18 protein-coding genes are annotated in these 19,169 nt (G+C 49.3%); 8 read left to right on the plus strand and 10 right to left on the minus strand.

What is annotated here, in order from left to right; all coding sequences use genetic code 11:
• Nucleotides 1–189 precede the first annotated feature (189 nt).
• Complete coding sequence (gene gdhA / locus CZ360_RS12400; protein ID WP_077534534.1) at nucleotides 190–1,524, plus strand: NADP-specific glutamate dehydrogenase; 1,335 nt, start codon at nucleotides 190–192, stop codon at nucleotides 1,522–1,524.
• 43 nt (nucleotides 1,525–1,567) lie between these two features.
• On the opposite strand, the gene CZ360_RS12405 is transcribed toward gdhA, so the two are convergent.
• The 4 genes from CZ360_RS12405 to CZ360_RS12420 all read right to left on the minus strand — a co-directional run bounded on the left by CZ360_RS12405 (nucleotide 1,568) and on the right by CZ360_RS12420 (nucleotide 4,130).
• Nucleotides 1,568–2,737, minus strand: a complete 1,170-nt coding sequence (locus tag CZ360_RS12405) for an FAD-binding protein (RefSeq protein WP_077534840.1) — start codon at nucleotides 2,735–2,737, stop codon at nucleotides 1,568–1,570.
• Nucleotides 2,738–2,855: 118 nt separating this feature from the next.
• Nucleotides 2,856–3,065, minus strand: coding sequence for a helix-turn-helix domain-containing protein (locus CZ360_RS12410; RefSeq protein ID WP_077534535.1), 210 nt, complete (start codon nucleotides 3,063–3,065; stop codon nucleotides 2,856–2,858).
• Nucleotides 3,066–3,075: 10 nt separating this feature from the next.
• Nucleotides 3,076–3,555 (minus strand): DUF2975 domain-containing protein, encoded by a 480-nt coding sequence (locus CZ360_RS12415; protein WP_077534536.1) that lies wholly within the window; start codon nucleotides 3,553–3,555, stop codon nucleotides 3,076–3,078.
• A gap of 83 nt (nucleotides 3,556–3,638) precedes the next feature.
• Complete coding sequence (locus CZ360_RS12420; RefSeq protein WP_077534537.1) at nucleotides 3,639–4,130, minus strand: DNA-deoxyinosine glycosylase; 492 nt, start codon at nucleotides 4,128–4,130, stop codon at nucleotides 3,639–3,641.
• A gap of 170 nt (nucleotides 4,131–4,300) precedes the next feature.
• Between CZ360_RS12420 and CZ360_RS12425 the strand changes: the two genes are divergently transcribed.
• Entirely contained in the window at nucleotides 4,301–5,008 is a 708-nt protein-coding gene (locus CZ360_RS12425) for a putative ABC transporter permease (protein WP_077534538.1), read from the plus strand.
• 46 nt (nucleotides 5,009–5,054) lie between these two features.
• Here CZ360_RS12425 and xylB read toward each other — a convergent pair whose 3' ends face one another.
• From xylB to CZ360_RS12440, 3 genes are all read right to left on the minus strand, one after another.
• Entirely contained in the window at nucleotides 5,055–6,584 is a 1,530-nt protein-coding gene (gene xylB / locus CZ360_RS12430; RefSeq protein WP_077534539.1) for a xylulokinase, read from the minus strand.
• A 154-nt stretch (nucleotides 6,585–6,738) separates the two neighbouring features.
• The gene (locus CZ360_RS12435) at nucleotides 6,739–7,866 is read right to left on the minus strand and encodes an ROK family transcriptional regulator (protein WP_159438294.1); all 1,128 of its coding nucleotides are present in this window, start codon (nucleotides 7,864–7,866) and stop codon (nucleotides 6,739–6,741) included.
• A gap of 1 nt (nucleotide 7,867) precedes the next feature.
• Nucleotides 7,868–8,788: a LysR family transcriptional regulator gene (locus CZ360_RS12440; RefSeq protein WP_077534541.1), complete on the minus strand. Its 921-nt coding sequence runs from the start codon at nucleotides 8,786–8,788 to the stop codon at nucleotides 7,868–7,870.
• A gap of 169 nt (nucleotides 8,789–8,957) precedes the next feature.
• On the opposite strand from CZ360_RS12440, the gene CZ360_RS12445 reads away from it, so the two are divergent.
• From CZ360_RS12445 to hemL, 6 genes are all read left to right on the plus strand, one after another.
• Nucleotides 8,958–9,878 carry a 4Fe-4S dicluster domain-containing protein gene (locus CZ360_RS12445; protein ID WP_077534542.1) on the plus strand — a complete coding sequence of 307 codons (921 nt, stop codon included), beginning with the start codon at nucleotides 8,958–8,960 and terminating at the stop codon, nucleotides 9,876–9,878.
• 187 nt (nucleotides 9,879–10,065) lie between these two features.
• Nucleotides 10,066–11,301 carry a glutamyl-tRNA reductase gene (locus CZ360_RS12450; RefSeq protein WP_159438295.1) on the plus strand — a complete coding sequence of 412 codons (1,236 nt, stop codon included), beginning with the start codon at nucleotides 10,066–10,068 and terminating at the stop codon, nucleotides 11,299–11,301.
• 60 nt (nucleotides 11,302–11,361) lie between these two features.
• A complete protein-coding gene (hemC, locus tag CZ360_RS12455) occupies nucleotides 11,362–12,243 on the plus strand; it encodes a hydroxymethylbilane synthase (protein ID WP_077534841.1) in 882 nt (293 codons plus the stop codon).
• Entirely contained in the window at nucleotides 12,243–13,739 is a 1,497-nt protein-coding gene (cobA, locus tag CZ360_RS12460) for a uroporphyrinogen-III C-methyltransferase (RefSeq protein ID WP_077534544.1), read from the plus strand. Before hemC ends, cobA begins: the two co-directional genes overlap by 1 nt.
• The gene (gene hemB, locus CZ360_RS12465; protein ID WP_077534545.1) at nucleotides 13,736–14,719 is read left to right on the plus strand and encodes a porphobilinogen synthase; all 984 of its coding nucleotides are present in this window, start codon (nucleotides 13,736–13,738) and stop codon (nucleotides 14,717–14,719) included. The genes cobA and hemB overlap by 4 nt, the downstream gene beginning before the upstream one ends.
• A 15-nt stretch (nucleotides 14,720–14,734) precedes the next feature.
• The gene (gene hemL / locus CZ360_RS12470; RefSeq protein ID WP_077534546.1) at nucleotides 14,735–16,015 is read left to right on the plus strand and encodes a glutamate-1-semialdehyde 2,1-aminomutase; all 1,281 of its coding nucleotides are present in this window, start codon (nucleotides 14,735–14,737) and stop codon (nucleotides 16,013–16,015) included.
• Between the two features lie 33 nt (nucleotides 16,016–16,048).
• Here hemL and CZ360_RS12475 read toward each other — a convergent pair whose 3' ends face one another.
• The 3 genes from CZ360_RS12475 to CZ360_RS12485 are packed head-to-tail and all read right to left on the minus strand — an operon-like array spanning nucleotide 16,049 to nucleotide 19,169.
• On the minus strand, nucleotides 16,049–17,089 hold the full coding sequence (locus CZ360_RS12475; protein ID WP_077534547.1) for a glycosyltransferase family 2 protein: 1,041 nt from the start codon (nucleotides 17,087–17,089) through the stop codon (nucleotides 16,049–16,051).
• Nucleotides 17,090–17,122: 33 nt separating this feature from the next.
• On the minus strand, nucleotides 17,123–17,644 hold the full coding sequence (locus CZ360_RS12480; protein ID WP_077534548.1) for a hypothetical protein: 522 nt from the start codon (nucleotides 17,642–17,644) through the stop codon (nucleotides 17,123–17,125).
• Between the two features lies 1 nt (nucleotide 17,645).
• Complete coding sequence (locus CZ360_RS12485; RefSeq protein WP_077534549.1) at nucleotides 17,646–19,169, minus strand: lipopolysaccharide biosynthesis protein; 1,524 nt, start codon at nucleotides 19,167–19,169, stop codon at nucleotides 17,646–17,648.

The following is a 19,169-nucleotide window of genomic DNA, read 5'->3' on the forward strand; positions in this document are numbered from 1 at the left end:
AAAATATAAATAGTTTGAAAATAAAACTGTCCTTTCTAAAGTGATTTGATGTAAAATATGCCGAAAATGCCTGTTTTTCTATTGACAGCTTCATTTAATCACGTTAGAATAGAGACAACGTCAACGATTCAATGCTGTAATGCAATGCTGTCGGTTGATTGGATTCTAACCTTGAGGAGTTGTGAAAGTATGTCATATGTTGATGAAGTCATCGAACGTGTCGTCGCCAAAAACCCGGCTGAACCGGAATTCCATCAGGCGGTTAAAGAAGTCCTGGAATCCCTGAGGGCAGTTGTGGAGGCCAATGAAGAAAAATTCAGAAAAGAGGCTTTGCTGGAACGCCTGGTTGAACCGGAAAGACAGTTAAAATTCCGTGTTCCGTGGGTGGACGATAACGGTCAGGTGCAGGTGAACACCGGCTACCGCGTACAGTTCAACAGTGCAATTGGCCCATATAAAGGTGGTTTGCGTCTGCATCCGTCTGTAAATCTTGGCATTATTAAATTCCTGGGATTTGAACAGATCTTCAAAAACTCCTTGACCGGATTGCCGATCGGCGGCGGAAAAGGCGGCTCCGACTTTGATCCGAAGGGAAAATCCGACCGCGAAGTAATGGCTTTCTGCCAGAGCTTCATGACGGAGCTGTGCAAATATATCGGTGCGGATACCGACGTCCCGGCTGGTGATATCGGAACCGGCGCTCGTGAAATCGGCTATATGTTTGGCCAGTATAAGAGAATCAGGGGTGTTTATGAAGGCGTTCTGACCGGAAAGGGCCTTTCTTACGGCGGTTCCCTGGCCAGAACTGAGGCAACTGGTTACGGGTTGCTTTACCTGACGCACGAGATGCTCCAATGCAACGGTATTGATCTGACCGGAAAAACTGTCTGCGTTTCCGGATCCGGCAACGTAGCGATCTATGCGACTCAAAAAGCACAGGAGCTCGGAGCGAAGGTAGTGACTGTTTCCGACTCTACCGGATGGGTTTACGACCCGGATGGAATTGATGTCGCTGCGTTAAAAGAAATTAAAGAAGTAAAACGCGCCAGACTGACGGAATATAAAAATTACAGACCGAATTCAGAATACCATGAAGGCAAGGGCGTATGGAACGTAAAATGTGATGTAGCCCTTCCCTGTGCAACACAGAACGAACTGAATCTGGACGATGCCAAGGCACTTGTTGCAAACGGCGTTCTGGCGGTTGCAGAAGGCGCCAACATGCCGACTACTCTGGAAGCGACCGAATATCTCCAGGAAAACGGCGTTCTTTTCGCACCTGGAAAGGCTGCCAATGCAGGCGGGGTTGCAACCTCTGCTCTGGAAATGTCCCAGAACAGTGAACGCCTGAGCTGGTCTTTTGAAGAAGTGGACGCAAAGCTGAAAAACATCATGGTGAATATCTTCCACAATCTGGACGACGCGGCAAAGCGCTATGGCTTTGAGGGCAACTATGTAGTTGGCGCAAATATTGCCGGCTTTGAAAAGGTAATGGATGCTATGACTGCTCAAGGAATTGTATAATTAAAATAAATAACAAAGAGGAAAGCAAAAGCTTTCCTCTTTGTTATTTATTCCGAAATCCTTTCATCCCGTCTCTTTCGCCGTTTATCCCCAGACGGGCCAAGCGAACGCTCGGACAAATCGATTCCGTATTTCCAAAATATTCTGTTTCGGACGCCGTCATCTTAATGCTCTGTATCCCGCTTTTCATGACCAGCTTCCGGAGAAAAGGCTGATACATAAAGGGACATTTTAAAATCTTGAGAAAGAGCTTGAAACGGAGAGATCTTGTTTTTGCACGATACCTTTGATTGAAATCCCCGATTCCACGATTCATTACGCGGCTTAATTCCTTGGCGCTGTTGATTGCGCTGCTGATTCCTTCCAGGGAGCTTGGACTAATCAGGCCCGCTGCTTCGCCGATGAGAAACACGCCGTCCCGCCCGCAGCAGAAATCCCGAAAAGAGGATGGGCGCAGTACCAGGCATGCTTCCGTTTTCACTACTTTTCCAAACCGGAAGCCAATCTGCTCCAGCTTCTTTTTCTGGCGCTCAAAGCGTTCCCGGGGATGATCCAACGGGAACGCGCCGCCAAAGATGAACTGCCGGTTCTTTGAAATAGACCAGGAACAGCAGTCGCTGGTTTCCGGATCAAAGATACAGGAATAAAACGGGTTTGGGTGGGTTTCCGGAAACCATTGCTGGATCGAAAGATAATGACGGATTTTCCTGGCTGGATAAAATGTACGCCGGACAACCGAGTTGGCGCCATCCGCCCCTACCAAATACCGGGCAAAGACCGTTTGAGTTTTTCCGCCCTCTGCATAGGAAACCGAAAATCCCTTTTCTGTCCTCTCGACAGAAATACAGGAAGAGTTCTGATGAACCTCTACCCTGTCCGGGATGATGGATTCCAGCCACCGGTCGAATCTGTGGCGGTCAAGATTAATATAGCAGCGCTGGTAATGCCGGATCAGCCGGCTCTTTAAGTCAATGGTTTTAACAGCAAAAATCTGCGGGTCTACCAAAATATCCTTTGGAAGAGTCAGATCAAAGCTTGCAAGAGCCTTCTGCGCATCTCCGGAAATCAAGCCGCCGCACGGCTTCTGAAATCCATTCTCTCCGGCAGATTTTTTATCAATTGCAATCACGCGGTACCTTGTCTCCAGCAGTCTTGCCAGCGTAGAGCCGGCAGGCCCCAGGCCAATGATCGCAACATCATACATCGGCGTCATCATATATAATCCTTCCGGCCTCCGCCTTGACGGAAGCCTTTCCTTTCTTCTGGAATATGGGTTAAACTGCTCTTTTAAAAGGCTATTTCGTTAATGGAAGCTACACAATAACGGACATTCAAAACTCCACTGCCTGAAATTCCAGCAGATCGCCCGGCTGACAGTCCAGCACCCGGCAGATTTGATCCAACGTTGAAAAGCGAATTGCTTTTGCCTTGCCGTTTTTGAGGATAGAAAGGTTGGCCATCGTAATCCCGACCTTTTCTGACAGCTCGGTCATACTCATTTTCCGTTTGGCTAACATGATATCCAAATTTACTGTTATCATCCCTATCACCTCATATCGTCAAATCCTGGTCTTCTTTGAGCACGGCCGCTTTTAATACCAATCTGGAAATAATGGCGGCAGCAACAGAAACCGAGAATCCAACTACAACAATTAAAAGGATGACTAAAAAAACAAGGAAAGGCATTGCATTGAGCAAAAATAAAATGATGGTACCGGCAAGACAAAAAACGCTGTCGAACAAGGCCAGTTTGCTGATGACGCGAAGATACCGGGCATTTTTTTCTGAAAAAGAACGGTCGTTGCCAATCTCGCTGCAGATTTTCCAAACACAGAATAAAACAACGAATACGCAGGATGACGCAATCCAAATACCAATCAAACATGGCCAGAATAGGTGTGCAAATTCAGGATATGCCTTTGCTAAGCTAGAGCCAAAGGCTGGGATGATCCAAAAGCAAAAAGCCAGCCCAAACATACTAATGACAATAACAGTGATTTTCAGCCATCGTGATAATTCCAGATGCTGCATACAATCATCTCCTTTTTTCCTAGTATAGGAAATAGATTATTGATTGTCAATAATAATTTATCGATAATCGATAAATTTATACTTTATTCACAATATGTCAATATTTGGCTGTAAGCTTTCACCAGACGTTCAAAAGAACAGGCGCAGTTGGCTGGGCTTGTGGAAGGAAGACAGATGCTCTCCCTCTGAAGGATTGGATAGCAATGCTTGCGATAAAGGGCATCCGCCTTTTTGCCAGTGGTATATATTTGCTTAATAGATGCTCCTTTTAGGATTATGGAAAGGTCATTCGGCGTCTCATTGCGGATACTGCTGTCGGCAGCTCCGGCAATTTCACAGCGCGCAAGCACATCCCACAGCGCAATTTTATGGCACAGTACAAACTGCAGCCTATCTTCCCTGGAGACCGGCATCTCTTCCTGAAACAGGTAGGCCATCACTTTCCAAAAACGGTTCTGTGGATGGGAATAATAAAAGCCGTATTCTCGTGATTTTGGGGATGGAATTGTGCCCAAAATCAAAACGGCGGAATCCTCTTGATAAACCGGGGAAAACTCGTGGTTGACAACTGCCATTTCTTCACATTCCTTTCTGATAAAACTAGTATAGCATGTCTAAGCCTTCGATGCTATCTTTTCCAAACTCCTTACTGGCAATAAAATTAAGGGAAATTTAAGCTTTTTGTCTGTTTGTCTTGCATCCTCTCTGATATGATAAATTCAGTATCATAAAGGAGAGGCTATCTATGGAGAACCATACTAATGGGATTCAGCAAAAAAGCTGTTTTTCCAGGCGGTTAGGGTTTTATACCTTATTCTGGATTTTTGTCATCGGCTGCTTTTTGGGTGTGATGCTGGAAATCGCCTGGTTTTTTATCAATCACCATTACTATGAAAACCGGTCCGGACTGGTCTATGGGCCGTTTAACCTTGTTTACGGGCTGGGTGCGCTTGGCATGACCATCTGTTTAAACCGCGTTTCTAAAAGAGGACTCTGGTGGCTGTTTTTGGGCGGATGCATCGTGGGCTCTGCATTTGAGTTTTTATGCAGTTGGGTGCAGGAATCCATGTTCGGTACCGTTTCCTGGGATTATCGCGCAGAAAGCCTAAATCTAAACGGCCGGATTCATCTATCCCTTTCCCTGATCTGGGGTATTTTAGGCGTGGTATGGATGAAGTGGCTCTGCCCTTCCCTTTGTATACAGCTACAAAGAGTTCCTGATGCCTTGGCAAAGCCGGCCACCTGGATCATGCTGGTATTTATGATTTTCAACATTACAGTTTCCGCAATTGCGGCCGACCGGATGACGGAACGCCATCACGGAATCCCGCCGGAAAACGGCATTGAACAGTGGGTGGATGAAACCTTCCCCGACACGCGGATGGAAAAGATTTTTGCTAATCTCATGTTTGTGGAAGGGGATAAGCGCATTCCTATACAGAATACCGATTAAATGAACACAAAACAGGCAGCGACTGTTCGCTGCCTGTTTTGTGTTCTTATTTATCCAATTTGGAAAGCTCCTTAAAATCGCCAATCAAATCTCGGTACAGCTTCTTATAAAGCTCATAGTATCCCATGTAAGCGTCGTGATTTTCCTGGATCGGCTGCTGGGTTTTGTTTTTCTGAATCAGCTTGTCGCAGGCTTCTTCCACCGAAGGATAGAGCCCTGCGCCAACGCCGGCCAGGATCGCAACACCCAACGCCGGGCCTTCGTCAGCCTTGATCGTGCTTACCGGAATTCCATACATATCAGCGAGCATCTGCCGCCACAGCGGGCTCCTCCCGCCGCCGCCGCAGGCCATCATATCATCAATATTCACACCCATATCGCGGAACACGTCAACACATTCAAGCTGGGAATAAACGACGCCCTCCAGTACGGCGCGGATCAAGTTCGCGCGATCATGCATTGCGGAAAGTCCAAAGAATACGCCGCGGCAATCCGGATCCGGATGCGGAGAACGTTCGCCCATCAGGTAGGGCAGGTATAACAGGCCGCCCGCGCCCGGTTTTACCTTTTCCGCCATCTGATCCATAATAATATACGGGTCTATCCCCTGCTTTTCAGCTTCTTCGACCTCTTCCTTACAGCAGGTGTCGCGCAGCCATTTCAAGGACAGCCCGGCTCCCTGTGTGCAGCTCATCACTGTCCATTTACCGGGAACAGAGGCGCACAGAGTGTGTACCCGGCCTTTTGGGTCAATGGATACTTTATCGGAAACCGCATAAACAACTCCGGAAGTCCCGATAGTGGTAAACGCCTTCCCTTCCTGTACAATCCCGGTTCCGACTGCCGCTGCGGCATTGTCGCCGGCGCCGCCGACTACAATCGTGCCTTCGGCAAGTCCAGTCAGTTTCGCCGCCTCGGCATGGACGGTGCCGGTCACATCCGGAGATTCGTAAATCTTCGCCAGCAAAGCCTTGTCAATATGGAACGCTTTCAGAATTTCATCCGACCAGCAGCGGTTCGGAATATCCATAAGCTGCATTCCGGCTGCGTCAGAAACCTCGGTAGCGAACTCGCCGGTCAGCATATAGCGGACGTAATCCTTCGGCAGAAGGATATGGGCGCACTTCGCATAGAGTTCCGGCTCATTATTCTGCACCCACAGGATTTTAGCGGCAGTAAAGCCGGTCAGTGCCGGATTTGCAGTAATTTCAATCAGCCGTTTTTCACCAACCACCCGGTTCATCTGTTCTACCTCTTTCGAGGTTCTCTGGTCGCACCAAATGATCGATTTTCTCAGTACATTCCCGTCCTTATCAAGCATGACAAGGCCGTGCATCTGGCCGGAAATTCCCAGTCCGGCAATATCCTTTGAATCGACGCCGCTTTCTGTGATGACATACTTGATCCCATCTTTAGAGGCATTCCACCAATCCAGCGGGTCTTGTTCCGCCCAACCGTTCTGGGGCTGGTAAAGCGGGTATTCAATCGTTTTCGAGCAGACGGCTGTTCCATTTTCATCAAACAGCACTGTTTTTGTACCGGAAGTGCCCAGGTCGATTCCGAGCAAATATTTCATTCTGATTCCCTCTTTCTTATTTTTTATCATATTTTGCTTCTTATAATACTTTTACAAAATATCTTTTATAAGTATGATACAACCAACCATTCCTCTTGTCAACCGTCTCTCGGAGATTCAGAAGGTATGACAAAAAGGCTGGCCGTTTTTTGTATCAGATTGCTTTGATAAACCGGTCGATATACTGGAGCGCCGCACCAACTGCAGTCGCTTCCAAACGGTAGTTGCAGGCGCTGAGATAGCTCCCGTCCCGTTCAAACGGATTCTTTTCTGCTACCGCCTCGGCAACCTCATCCAGAAATTCCTCAATATAAGAGCCGACATATCCGCCTATCACCACCCGGCAGTCGAAAACCATCCGCAGGTTGTTCACCATAAGCGCGAGAGCTGCAACATAATCCTTCCAAATTTCTCCGCAAGCCGGGTCACCCTGCTTTAGCTGATCGAAGAATCCGGCTACACTGCCGTCCGCACATTCCGCAAGACGCTGGGCAGAGAGATATGCATCCGCGCAGCCATGCTGCCCACAATAACATCTTCTGCCGTCCGGCACAATAGTCATATGCCCAAATTCAGCGCTGCGCCGATTCTCTCCGCCATATACCCGGCTGTCCAGCAGGATCGCCCCGCCCACTGTAAAGTTCAAAGACAGATAGGCGATATTCCCGATATCGCTGTGATCCCAGGTTTCGGCAAAGCCGGCCGCGTTCGCATCATTAAAGAGCGTGCAGGGATACGGGAGATAAGCGGAAAAATCAGACAGCTTGCAATCCGTCTCTCCCAGTGCCGGGGAATAATTCATCTCCTGATGATTATTGGAAACAATCGCCGGTACCGCAATCCCTACTCCGGTTACAGAGGTTGTACTGACACGCGATTCCTGTAAAATACTCTCAACCAGCTCGCTGATCTGCTTAAAATATTCCTCTGTTTTGGAGAACGCACACCGGATTCTGCGGTGGCAGAGGACATTCCCCTTTAAGTCTACCACTACGGCGCCGATATGGTTTTTGGTAATATCCAGCCCTACAGCCGTTTTAACCGAAAAGTCACAGGAATAAGCCGCCGCTTTCCGCCCGCCTGTTGATTCCAGCATCCCCGCTTCCGTTACAAGGCTTTGATCCATCAGGTCTTTGAGATTTTGGGTCACTGTGGGCAGGCTCATCCGCAGCGCATGGGCAATTTCCTGTTTTGACACCTGTTTTTTCTGATGGATATACCGGTATATCCGGTTTCTGTTTGCTTTGCGCACCTCCAGATTATTGACTGTAACCTGCTGCATTTCAGACATCCCCTTTTCTGTTACAGGTGTTTGGGGCGTCGTCCCCATCCCGATACTGTTCTGCAAAACCCATAAAGGTCTGCATCTCTTCTGTAAGCTGTTTCTGCTTATGGTAGGCCAGGCGGAACTCCCGCCTCCAGGAGCAGCCCTCCACCATGACGGCGCAGAGCTTCCCGTTTGCAAGCTCTTCCGATACCAACCGTCTGGAAAGGACGGAAATACCCAGATTTTGGATCACAGCCTGGGTGATGCTTCCAAGATTGCTGCATTCCCATCCGACTTTGACAGGATAACCTTCCGCGCGCATCCTGTTTTCAAAAAGCTCCCTTGTCCCGCTCCCCTCTTCCCGAAGGACAAAGCGTTCTTTTCCCAGCTCAGCTAAGGAGACGGATCTTCTTTCTGCAAAAGGATGCTCCCTGCCGCAGACCAGCACCATAACGTCGTCGATAATCGGCCAGGTCAGGATTTCACTGCTTTTGATCTTTCCCTCTATCAGCGCAATGTCCAGTCCGTTCTGCAAAAGCTGTTCCTCAATGACCCGGGTATTGTCCACCCGGACAAACAGGTCGATTTCCGGATATGCCTGTTCCATCATCCTCGCCAGCCCGCCCATGATACAGGTGCCCACTGTGACGCTGGCGCCGATACGCAGATGCGGCAAAGCCGCCTCCTCCAGCATCATCTGATCCAGCCTGTCCGCCGAAGCCACAATGTGACGCGCATACTCAAGAAGCCGTTTTCCCGCTCCGGTGATCAAAAGCTGTTTTGGAAAACGTTCAAACAGTCTGACTCCATAATGCTTTTCCAGCTCGGAGATGATCTGGCTGACCGTTGGCTGGGAAAGAAACAGCTTTCCAGCGGCCGCGCTCATATTTCTTTCTTCCGCAACGGCGATAAATACCTTCAGATGGCGAATGGTCATCTGTCTGCCTCCCTGTTACAAGCCTGTTAATCGGGTATTGGTTTTTTCAATACCAGTAATTTAATAATACTATTTTATTCTTCTGGATTCAAGTGGTATAATGTCATTGTTTGAGAAAAAATAAACATTGTCAATGAAAATCTAAATTGGATATCGGAGGACATTATTTATGGCATGTACTTTAAACCAGGACGAAATCAAATCAGTCAAAGGCTTGGGCTTTCTGAACAATAAAGGCACCAACCGGTTCAACGGGCGGATTATCACTACCAACGGAAAGATCACGGCAGAACAAACTGCCTGTATTGCCCAAGCGGCAGAAAAATACGGCAACGGAGAAGTGGCTTTTACCGCCCGAATGACAGTAGAGGTACCCGGAATTGAGTATAAGGATATTCCTGCTTTCCGCGAATTTATCGCGCAGTCCGGCCTGGAAACCGGAGGAACCGGCGCAAAAGTCCGCCCAGTTGTTTCCTGCAAAGGTACTACCTGTCAATATGGCCTGCATGATACCTTCGGATTATGTGAGGAAATTCATCACCGCTTTTATGAGGGCTACCACGACGTCGTTCTTCCCCACAAATTTAAAATTGCGGTCGGCGGATGTCCGAACAACTGTGTCAAGCCTGATTTAAACGATCTCGGAATTATTGGTCAGCGGGTTCCAAGCATCGATAAGGAAGCCTGCAGAGGCTGCAAAAAATGCCAGATTGAAGCAGTCTGTCCGATGAATGCGGCAAAGGTTCAGAATGGTATACTGGAGATTGATCAGGAGCTTTGCAACAACTGCGGGCGCTGCAGTGATAAATGTTATTTTGGATGCAATAAAAATGCAAAAAGCGGATATAAAATTTATATCGGCGGACGCTGGGGCAAAAAAACCGCTGTCGGAAAAACGCTCAGCAAAATTTTCACCTCCAAGGAAGAAGCCCTGTCAATCATTGAAAAAGCAATCCTTCTTTTTAAGGAACAGGGGAAAAACGGAGAACGTTTTTCTGATACCATTGCCCGGCTGGGATTTGAGCAGGTGGAAAAAGAGCTATATTCCGACGATATTTTAAAGAGAAAAGAAGAAATCCTCCATGGATAAGGATAGGAGGAAAAACCCGAATGAAAAAATTCGGGTTTTTCTTTTCTTAGATTACTTAACGCACTCAGAAAAATGTGATATACTAGAACAGGCAAAGCCAATCCCCGGGATGTACAAAACCGAAGCTTGGCGATACAAGAATCATTTGATTCTCCTTTTATATTTTACTGGAAAAGGCGGCATTTCAATGAATATCACAATGGCTGGGATCGATTTTCACAGGGCGGATATTGCGGTTCGGGAACGATTTTCGATGACTGCTACGACTCTGCGGGCCTGTCTGCGTTCTATCCGGAAACAACATCCGGAGCTGGAATGCGTCCTGATCACTACCTGCAACCGGACAGAATTATGGACCAGCTCTCTGCCCGGCTCCCCACAGGCTGATCTGGTCTTACTGCTCTGTGAGGCCTGCCGGCAGCCCGTGGAAGAATTTTCAGCCTATTTTTCTATTCGGAAAGGAAAGGAAGCCGTCCAATATCTCTGCGAATTATCCAGCGGGCTTCATTCACAGATATTCGGGGATGACCAGATCATTTCCCAGGTAAAATCAGCGCTGAAAACCGCCCGGGAGGAACATGCGGTCGGAGCTGTTCTGGAGGTGCTGTTCCGAACGGCAATTACCGGAGCAAAAAAAGTAAAATCTTCTATTCTCTGTTCCGGAATCGACCGTTCTGTTTCTTCCGCTATGATCCGTCTTCTCCGTGAAAAAGAAATTCCCATTGCCGGGCAAAGCTGCCTGGTGATCGGAAACGGCGAGATTGGGCGTCTGGCCGCGCAGGAATTGGAAAAGGCTGGCGGAAAGGTCACGATGACACTTCGCCAATATAAGCATAAGGAAGTTGTTATCCCGGCAGGATGCAGCGTAGTATCCTATGATAAGCGGTATGAACAGGCGTCCGGGGCTTCCATCATTGTCAGCGCTACGCTGAGTCCCCATTTCACATTGCAGCCCGAACTATTGTCGGCTAAGCTTTCCGGGCCCGTCACCCTAATTGATTTGGCGATTCCTCGGGATATTGAGCCTGGATGCGCCTCACTCCCAGACGTTACCCTATTTGATATGGACTGCTTTTCCGAATATACCGGACAGGCAGAAGCAGAACAGCTCAGATCGGCTCGGGAGATTTTAAAAGAATATGAAACCGAGTTTGAAAACTGGTACTTCTTTCGGGAATATATTCCTACTGTGAAAGAGATTGGGCATATTCTTGGAAAAGAGATTGCAGCACGTCTTGAAAAGGAGCTGAACCGTTCTTCCCTGACGCGCGAGGAGTCCGACGAGCTTCGAAAAAAAATCCGCACAGCCTCCGGCAAGGTGGTCAGCAATCTTTTATACGGTACGCGTGATGTGCTTGACCGGGAAAGCCTCAAGCGAATTTTCCCGGCTCTTGAAGCATCTGCCCGACGGCTAAAAAAATAATTTCCATCATATAGTTTTGTAAGAAAGGAACCCTGTTCAGGGTTGGTGATCGATATGAAGATGCGCCGGACGATTCGGGTAGGAAGCCGGGAAAGCAAATTGGCAGTAGAACAGACCATGCTGCTAGTCAATCAAATCAAAGCTTGCCATCCGGAGCTCACCGTTGAGCTGATTACTATGAAAACCACCGGCGACCGGATTTTAGACCGCCGGCTGGATCAGGCAGGCGGAAAAGGACTGTTTGTGAAGGAGCTTGACCAGGCGCTGGCAGACGGGAAAATCGATCTATCCGTTCACAGCCTGAAGGATATGCCGATGGAGGAAAACCGCGAGCTTCCGATTGTCGCCTATTCCACCAGAGGCGACCCCAGGGACGCGTTAGTCCTGCCGCAGAATAGCGGCGGCTTTTACACGGATCGGATCGGAACCTCCAGCCTGCGCAGGAGTCTGCAGCTTTCTTCCCTCTTTCCGGAAGCTGAAACCAAGCTGGTGCGCGGTAATGTCCTCACCCGCCTGCAAAAGCTGGACGCAGGCGAATATACCGCTCTGATCCTTGCTGCGAGCGGATTGTCCCGGCTGGGTCTATCCGGGCGTATCAGCCGTTATTTTTCCACTGACGAGATAATTCCTGCCGCAGGACAGGGAATTTTGGCTGTCCAGGGACGAAAGGGAGAGGATTATGTCTTTTTGGACTGTATCCGCAGTGAGCTCTCAAAGGCGGCTGCATTGGCAGAACGGGGCTTTGTTTCCTTTCTGGAGGGAGGGTGCTCCTCCCCTGTCGCGGCCTATGCAGAGGTATCCGGTCAGGAAATCAGGTTATCCGGGCTTTATTTTGAGGAAGAATCTGCGCAGTATACCACCGGAAGAATAACCGGTGATGTAGAGAATGCCCGGAAACTGGGCGAAGAATTGGCAGAACGATTAAGACGGGAGGGTGTTTGATGAAGAATGGTAAGGTATGGCTGGCCGGCGCCGGTCCGGGAGATCCAGGACTTCTGACTGTCAAAGCCAAACGCCTGATCGAAACGGCCGATGTAATTGTTTACGACCGTCTTGTAGGGGACGCAGTGCTCAGCCTGATTCCCTGCGGCACAGAACGGATTGACGTTGGGAAAACCTCCGGACATCATCCGGTGCCCCAGGAGGAGATCAGCCGGATTCTGTTAAAGGAAGCGCAGAAAGGAAAGAAAGTGCTTCGGTTGAAGGGCGGCGACCCCTTTGTATTTGGCCGTGGCGGGGAAGAAATCGAACTGCTGTCCTCTCATCAGATTCCCTATGAAATTATTCCCGGTATTACTTCGGCTGTCGCTGTGCCAGCCTATGCCGGAATCCCTGTTACGCACCGGGATTTTTGTTCCTCGTTCCATATTATCACCGCGCATCGGAAACGCGGAGATCATTCTCTTCCTGACTTTGATACGCTCGCAAAGCTTGATGGTACGCTGATCTTTCTGATGGGCGTTTCTGCGCTGGAAGATATCTGTAAAGGATTAATCCTTGCCGGAATGAAAGCGGAAACGCCGGCCGCCATAATCGAAAGCGGTACCACCTCCCGGCAGCGGCGCGTTGTCGCGGCGTTGGATACCCTGCCGGAAAGGGCAAAGGAAAAATCGGTTTCCTCCCCTGCTGTTATTGTAGTAGGCAGGGTTTGTTCCCTGGAAAACCAGCTTGCCTGGGCGGAACATCGTCCCCTGCACGGCTGCCGTATAGTTGTTACCCGGCCGAAAAACCGTGCCTCCTCCCTTGCGGAAAGACTGGAGATTCTCGGCGCAGAGGTACTGCTGCTGCCTTCTATCCAGACCAAGTCAATTTCTCCTAATCCGGTATTTCTGGAGACTATCCAAAACCTGGATCACTATCAATGGATCGCCTTTACCAGTCCTGCCGGAGCAGAGCTGTTCTTTGAAGGCCTGCATCGTGCCGGAAAGGACAGCCGATGCCTGTCCGCCCATAAAATAGCGGCGATTGGCCCGGCCACTGCCAAAGCGGTACTGCAATACGGAGGCCTTTTCTGTGACTACCAGCCGGAAGCCTTTACCGGAGAGTCGCTGGGAAATGGACTTTCCGAGCGGCTTCTGCCCTCGGACAGGCTGTTGCTCCCGCGTTCTGATATTGCCACTGATCAGGTATTAAAGCCGCTGATCAGGAAAGGGATTTCCTATACCGATCTGCCGGTCTATGAAACCAAATATCAGCCGTTTTTCCCGCCGGTACTTACACCCGACGATATTATCGCCTTTACCAGTGCTTCCACTGTTCGGGGATTTGTTTCCCGGATGAAAGGCTGTGAGGGCATGACAGCCCTGTGCATCGGGGAACAAACCGCGGAGGAAGCAAAACGCTTTCAGTTTGAGACAGTCGTTGCAAAACAAGCGACAATTGACAGCATGATAGAAGCTTTAATCTGTTATCACCAGGAAAGGAAGAAAAAAAGATGAATTTAGTACAGCGTCCACGCAGGCTTCGCACCCAGCCGACATTGAGGAAGATGGTACGGGAAACACGGGTCGATTCCTCTTCCCTTATTTATCCTCTGTTCGTAAAGGAAGGAAAGAATATTACCGAGGAAATATCTGCAATGCCCGGACAATACCGCTACAGTGTCGATACTCTCCCCTATGAGCTAGAACGGTTGAGCAAAGCGGGAGTCGGCGCAGTCATGCTGTTCGGTATTCCAGAGAAGAAGGACGAACTGGCAAGCGGGGCCTGGGCAGAAAACGGAATTGTCCAGCAGGCTCTGCAAACGGCAAAGCGGCAATTCCCGGATTTATACTATATCACCGATGTATGTCTCTGCGAATATACCTCTCATGGGCACTGCGGCATGCTTTGCGGCGATCAGGTGGACAATGACCGCACCCTCCCTGTTTTAGCAAAAACCGCGCTCTCCCATGTACAGGCAGGCGCCGATATGGTCGCGCCGTCCGATATGATGGATGGGCGGGTTGCGGCAATCCGCACGCTGTTGGATCAAAACCATTACGAAAATATCCCAATCCTTTCTTATGCGGTAAAATATTCCTCTGCCTTTTACGGCCCGTTCCGGGAAGCCGCAGGCTCAGCGCCCTGCTTCGGTGACCGCAAAAGCTATCAGATGGATTACCATAACAAAAAAGAGGCTGTCAAGGAAGCCGCGCTAGATCTGAAAGAAGGCGCGGATATCCTGATGGTCAAGCCTGCTCTTTCCTATCTGGACGTGATCAAGACAGTCGAGGAACGCTTTGACGTACCTGTCGCGGCATACAGCGTCAGCGGAGAATACGCCATGATTAAGGCTGCGGCGAAAAACGGCTGGATTGACGAGGAGGCGGTTGTCTGCGAAACGACGGCTTCCGTCTTCCGGGCGGGTGCGGATCTGCTGCTCACCTATTACGCAAAAGAGCTGGCGCAGTTTATCAGCGAAGGAAGAATCGGATAAAGGAGATTTTTTTAGATGCAAAGTTCAGAACAGTTGTTTGAAAGAGCTGTAAAACGGATTCCCGGCGGCGTGAACAGTCCGGTGCGGGCATTCGGCCCGGTCGGCGGCCGTCCGCGTTTTATGGCGAAGGCGGACGCTCAGAAAATCTGGGACGTGGATGGAAAGGAATACACCGATTACATCGGCTCGTGGGGGCCGATGATCCTGGGGCACAACCACCCCAAAATTCTGGATGCGGCGGCAAACGCGGCAAAATCCGGGTTAAGCTTCGGCGCGGCCACCCCGGCTGAGGTGGAAATGGCGGAGCTGATCTGCCGGGTTGTTCCTTCCATAGAGATGGTGCGAATGGTCAATTCCGGCACGGAAGCGGTAATGTCCGCTGTCCGGGTAGCCAGAGGCTTCACCGGGCGTGACAAGATCATCAAGTTTGAGGGCTGTTATCACGGGCACTGTGATTCCATGCTGGTGAAAGCGGGCTCTGGGGTGATGACCTCCGGAATCCCGGACAGCGCCGGCGTGCCGCAGGGCTGCGCGCAGGATACCCTGACTGCCGTCTACAATCAAATAGAAAGTGTTGAAAAGCTGTTTGCGGATCATCCCGATCAGGTTGCCGCCGTTATCATTGAGCCGGTGGCCGCAAATATGGGCGTAGTCCCTCCAAAAAAAGAGTTTTTGCAGCAGCTTCGCGCTCTCTGCAGCAAACACAAAGCGCTGCTGATCTTTGATGAGGTTATTACCGGCTTTCGGATGGGGCTTTCCGGTGCACAGGGATATTTCGGCGTTACCCCTGACCTGACTACCTTCGGTAAAATTATCGGCGCCGGGATGCCAGTGGGAGCATACGGCGGCCGCCGGGACATCATGGAGATGGTCTCTCCTGTCGGGCCGGTTTACCAGGCCGGAACGTTAAGCGGCAATCCGGTGGCAATGGCCGCCGGCCTAGCACAGCTTCGCATTTTGGAGGAGCATCCGGAAATTTACCAATACACTGAACAGCTGGGCCGCCGCTATCGGAAGGGTATTTCCGAAATCATAGAGCAGACCGGAGCAGCCTGCCGGGTAACTGGAGCCGGCTCCCTGTCCTGCCTGTTCTTTACCGGTCAGGAAGTAACCGACTATCAGAGCGCGAAAACCTCGGACACCAAACGGTTTGCCGCCTATTTCCGATACATGCTGGAAAATGGAATTTATCTCGCGCCCTCCCAGTTTGAGGCGATCTTTTTTTCCAACGCACATACGGAGGCAGATATTGACCGCCTTCTCTCCCTCACAGAAAGCTTCTTATCGCATGAATAAAAAACAGAGCAGGAAAAATTCCTGCTCTGTTTTTTATTCATAGGAAATCCGCCATTTTTTAATCTGGCGTTTTGCCCTTCTCCAGTACCAATCATCAGCTAAAAGATTTCTGCACACCCTAAGCCCAAACCGGACAACCTCAAAAAAGCCGAAGCTCATACAGCCTTTCAGCTTTTGAAAAAGCGGATAGTGATTATAGGCGGCTGTTGTGACATACATTCTGAGCAGGACTTGTCGGAAGGCTTTTGTAGGAAAGAGGCCTTCCTTTTCGTTTCCATCCCGCAGGCGGTGAAGCCAGCTTAACGCCTGCTCCGACGTCACCGGCGTTTCCCGTCCGGCAATCCTCCCGTGGAGCGCTAATTCTTCCTCTGACACCCTGCCTAAAAGCGCTTTTAACCAGGGCGTCACCCGAACCAGCTCCTGCCGGCGCTGTAAATCCCGTTTAGCAGTGCTCACCTGCTTTTCATGCACACGATATAAGAGCAGATTGTCCGGCAGGCGTTCCATTAGATATTGGGCAGAAATTTCGGTCCAAAGCTTGACGTCCTCCGTTACAGAGAAATCCGGGTTATAGGAATAGGAGTCAAAAATTTCTCGCTTCATCATAACACACGGATGGTTGACAACATTATAAAACAACAGGATCGAACGGATATAATCCGCCTGATAATCATTGCTGTCCATCTCATTTGCCAGCTCATGGGAATGAAAGCGGATCAAATCCCCATACACAAGGCCGGTATCCGGATGGCTTTCCAGGTATGCCACCTGCTTTTCAAAGCGGTTAGGCAACGAAATATCATCTGAATCCATCCGGGCGATGTACTTCCCACCTGCCTGTTTCACCGCTTTGTTCAGCGATTTCGCCAAGCCAAGGTTTTCCGGGTTATCAATGATTCTGATTCTTTGATCCCGATAGCTATGGAGAATCTCCAGTGAGGAATCCGAAGAGCAGTCATTCACTATGAGAAATTCAAAATCCCGGTAGGTTTGATTCAAAATACTTTCCACTGCCGCCTTCAGATAGGCCTCGCTGTTATAGACCGACATGATAACCGACACCATGGGTTTCATATGCCCTCTCTCCCTTCCGCTGCGCTGAAATAGCTATTCATCAATTTTTCCGCGCGCTTTCCTCACAAACACCGCGCACTGCATCATCCATCTGCGCAGATACCAGGAAAGATTCCGCGAATAAAGATCCCTGTGCCGAACAATTTCCTCCACCTGATCCAGAAAACAGCCTGTTTCCTCCGGGTCATCCACAGAATGCGCACAATGGTATCCTAGCTGATAAAGCTCCCGGAGTCTTAGCTTTACGCCTATGACCGGTTCACAGCCTGAGCTTTCCACAATGAGCAGCGTCAGCCGTTTTTTGCCCTGCCTGCACCAGGTAGCCTTCCGAAGAACGCCGTTGCAGTGAGGGCTTGTAGCCCAAGGCATATTTTGATATGCCAGATAGATGATATCGCAGAACTGACGGTAACTGCAATCATATTCTTTTGTTTCCAGCACCTGACATCCCGACTGCGCCAGCAGCTCTTCCGCTTTTTTCTGAATCTCTGCCGAATTCGTTACCGGCCAGAGACAGAGGATGTATCTTCCTCTTTTACATTCTGATTGGTTCATTTTATTTCGATCCTTTATTACGGTTTTGGTATTTCTCCGGGATGAACTTTTTCACGCCGAACAGGAGACCGATCATCAAGGCCAAAACGAGGTTGGAAACCGCCGCGCAGAGCAGCGCTTTTATGACCAGCATTCCCCATCCGGTTACTGTCAGCCACTGGGTAGCAAAATAAGATACTGCCAAGCAGACCGCAATTGCCAGAAGTGCCCGCAGCTGATAGAACACCTCTACCCAAACAGATTTTTTAAAATACTTGTAAACAAGGTACGGCTCATACCAAAACAGGGTTACAAGCTGAGAAATCCCGGTAGCAGCCACAATTCCGCCCAGCCCATACAACTTTCCAAGGATAATGGACAAAATCAGGTTAATCAGCCCTTTTAGTAACACTGCACGTTTAATTTTATGAAAAAGGCCGAGGATATTCCGATAGGTATTCGTAGATTCCCGGATGCTGTCCAGGTAATAGTTTACGGCTATCAAGCAGATCAGTACATTTGAAAGCAAGGCGTCTTTTCCCATCCAGAGCGTAACAAAATCCTGCACCAAAAGCACAAAGCATACCAGCGTAAATCCTGTAATCCAGATATTCGCAGCCGTACTGTAAAACAGGCTCTTCTCCTTTTTTGCCGAATCGTCATGGTTCATGATATGCCCGATCCGCGCGGTAATCGCCTGGAAAAAGGTTTGCAGCAGGCTCAAAACTCCCGTAATAATAAACTGATAGTTAGAATAGATCCCAGCCAGCGCTGTGTTGATCAGAGAAGAGGTCAAAATACTGTCGGTGGAACGCACCAGAACCGCGCCGAGCTTTGACACCATTAAATCCTTGATATTTGAGACGATCTCTTTTTTCTCGCTATCCTGAATTTCACCGGCTGTCCCTTTCACCACCGGATATTTGCGATGCAGGTACCGTTTGATGACCAGATTGATGATCACATTTTTTACCAAGATACACAAAAGGAACAGGGCATAATTTCTCGTGAATTTCAGTACCAGTATTTGCACTGCCAGTGCGGCTACATCGACCGCTCCATTAATTGCCGATACCACATACCGTCTTTCGTCCGCCATAATAAAATAACTGCGGACAAGAAAACGGTTGGTGATGATAATGGAAATGAGATAGAGCAGGTATGTTAAGAGCACTTCCAGATCGGAAATGTCCGCATTGATAGTCAACAGGACAAAAATAGCACAGATTCCGCCTACAGCGCTGACAAGCCAGGTAATCTTCTGATAAATCCGATCAAAATGATGGTACAATTCCCGGATTCTTGTTTTATCCTGCTTTGCAAAAGCGCGGTACATTCTAAACTGCATCGCTGTACCAAGACCCGCAAAACCAAACACAAAGATATCGCAAAAATTGGCAAACACACTTTGCAGTCCCAGATATTCTATATCCAAGTAGGATTGGATCGCGCTTTTAGATATCAGGTTCACGGCCAGAGACAAAACCTGGACTAACAGCCCGACGACGATATTTTTCTGTAAATCCCTTTGCCGGTTTCTCTCCAT

The sequence above is a fragment of the Massiliimalia massiliensis genome, assembly GCF_900155615.1.
GTDB classification, from domain to species: domain Bacteria; phylum Bacillota; class Clostridia; order Oscillospirales; family Ruminococcaceae; genus Massiliimalia; species Massiliimalia massiliensis.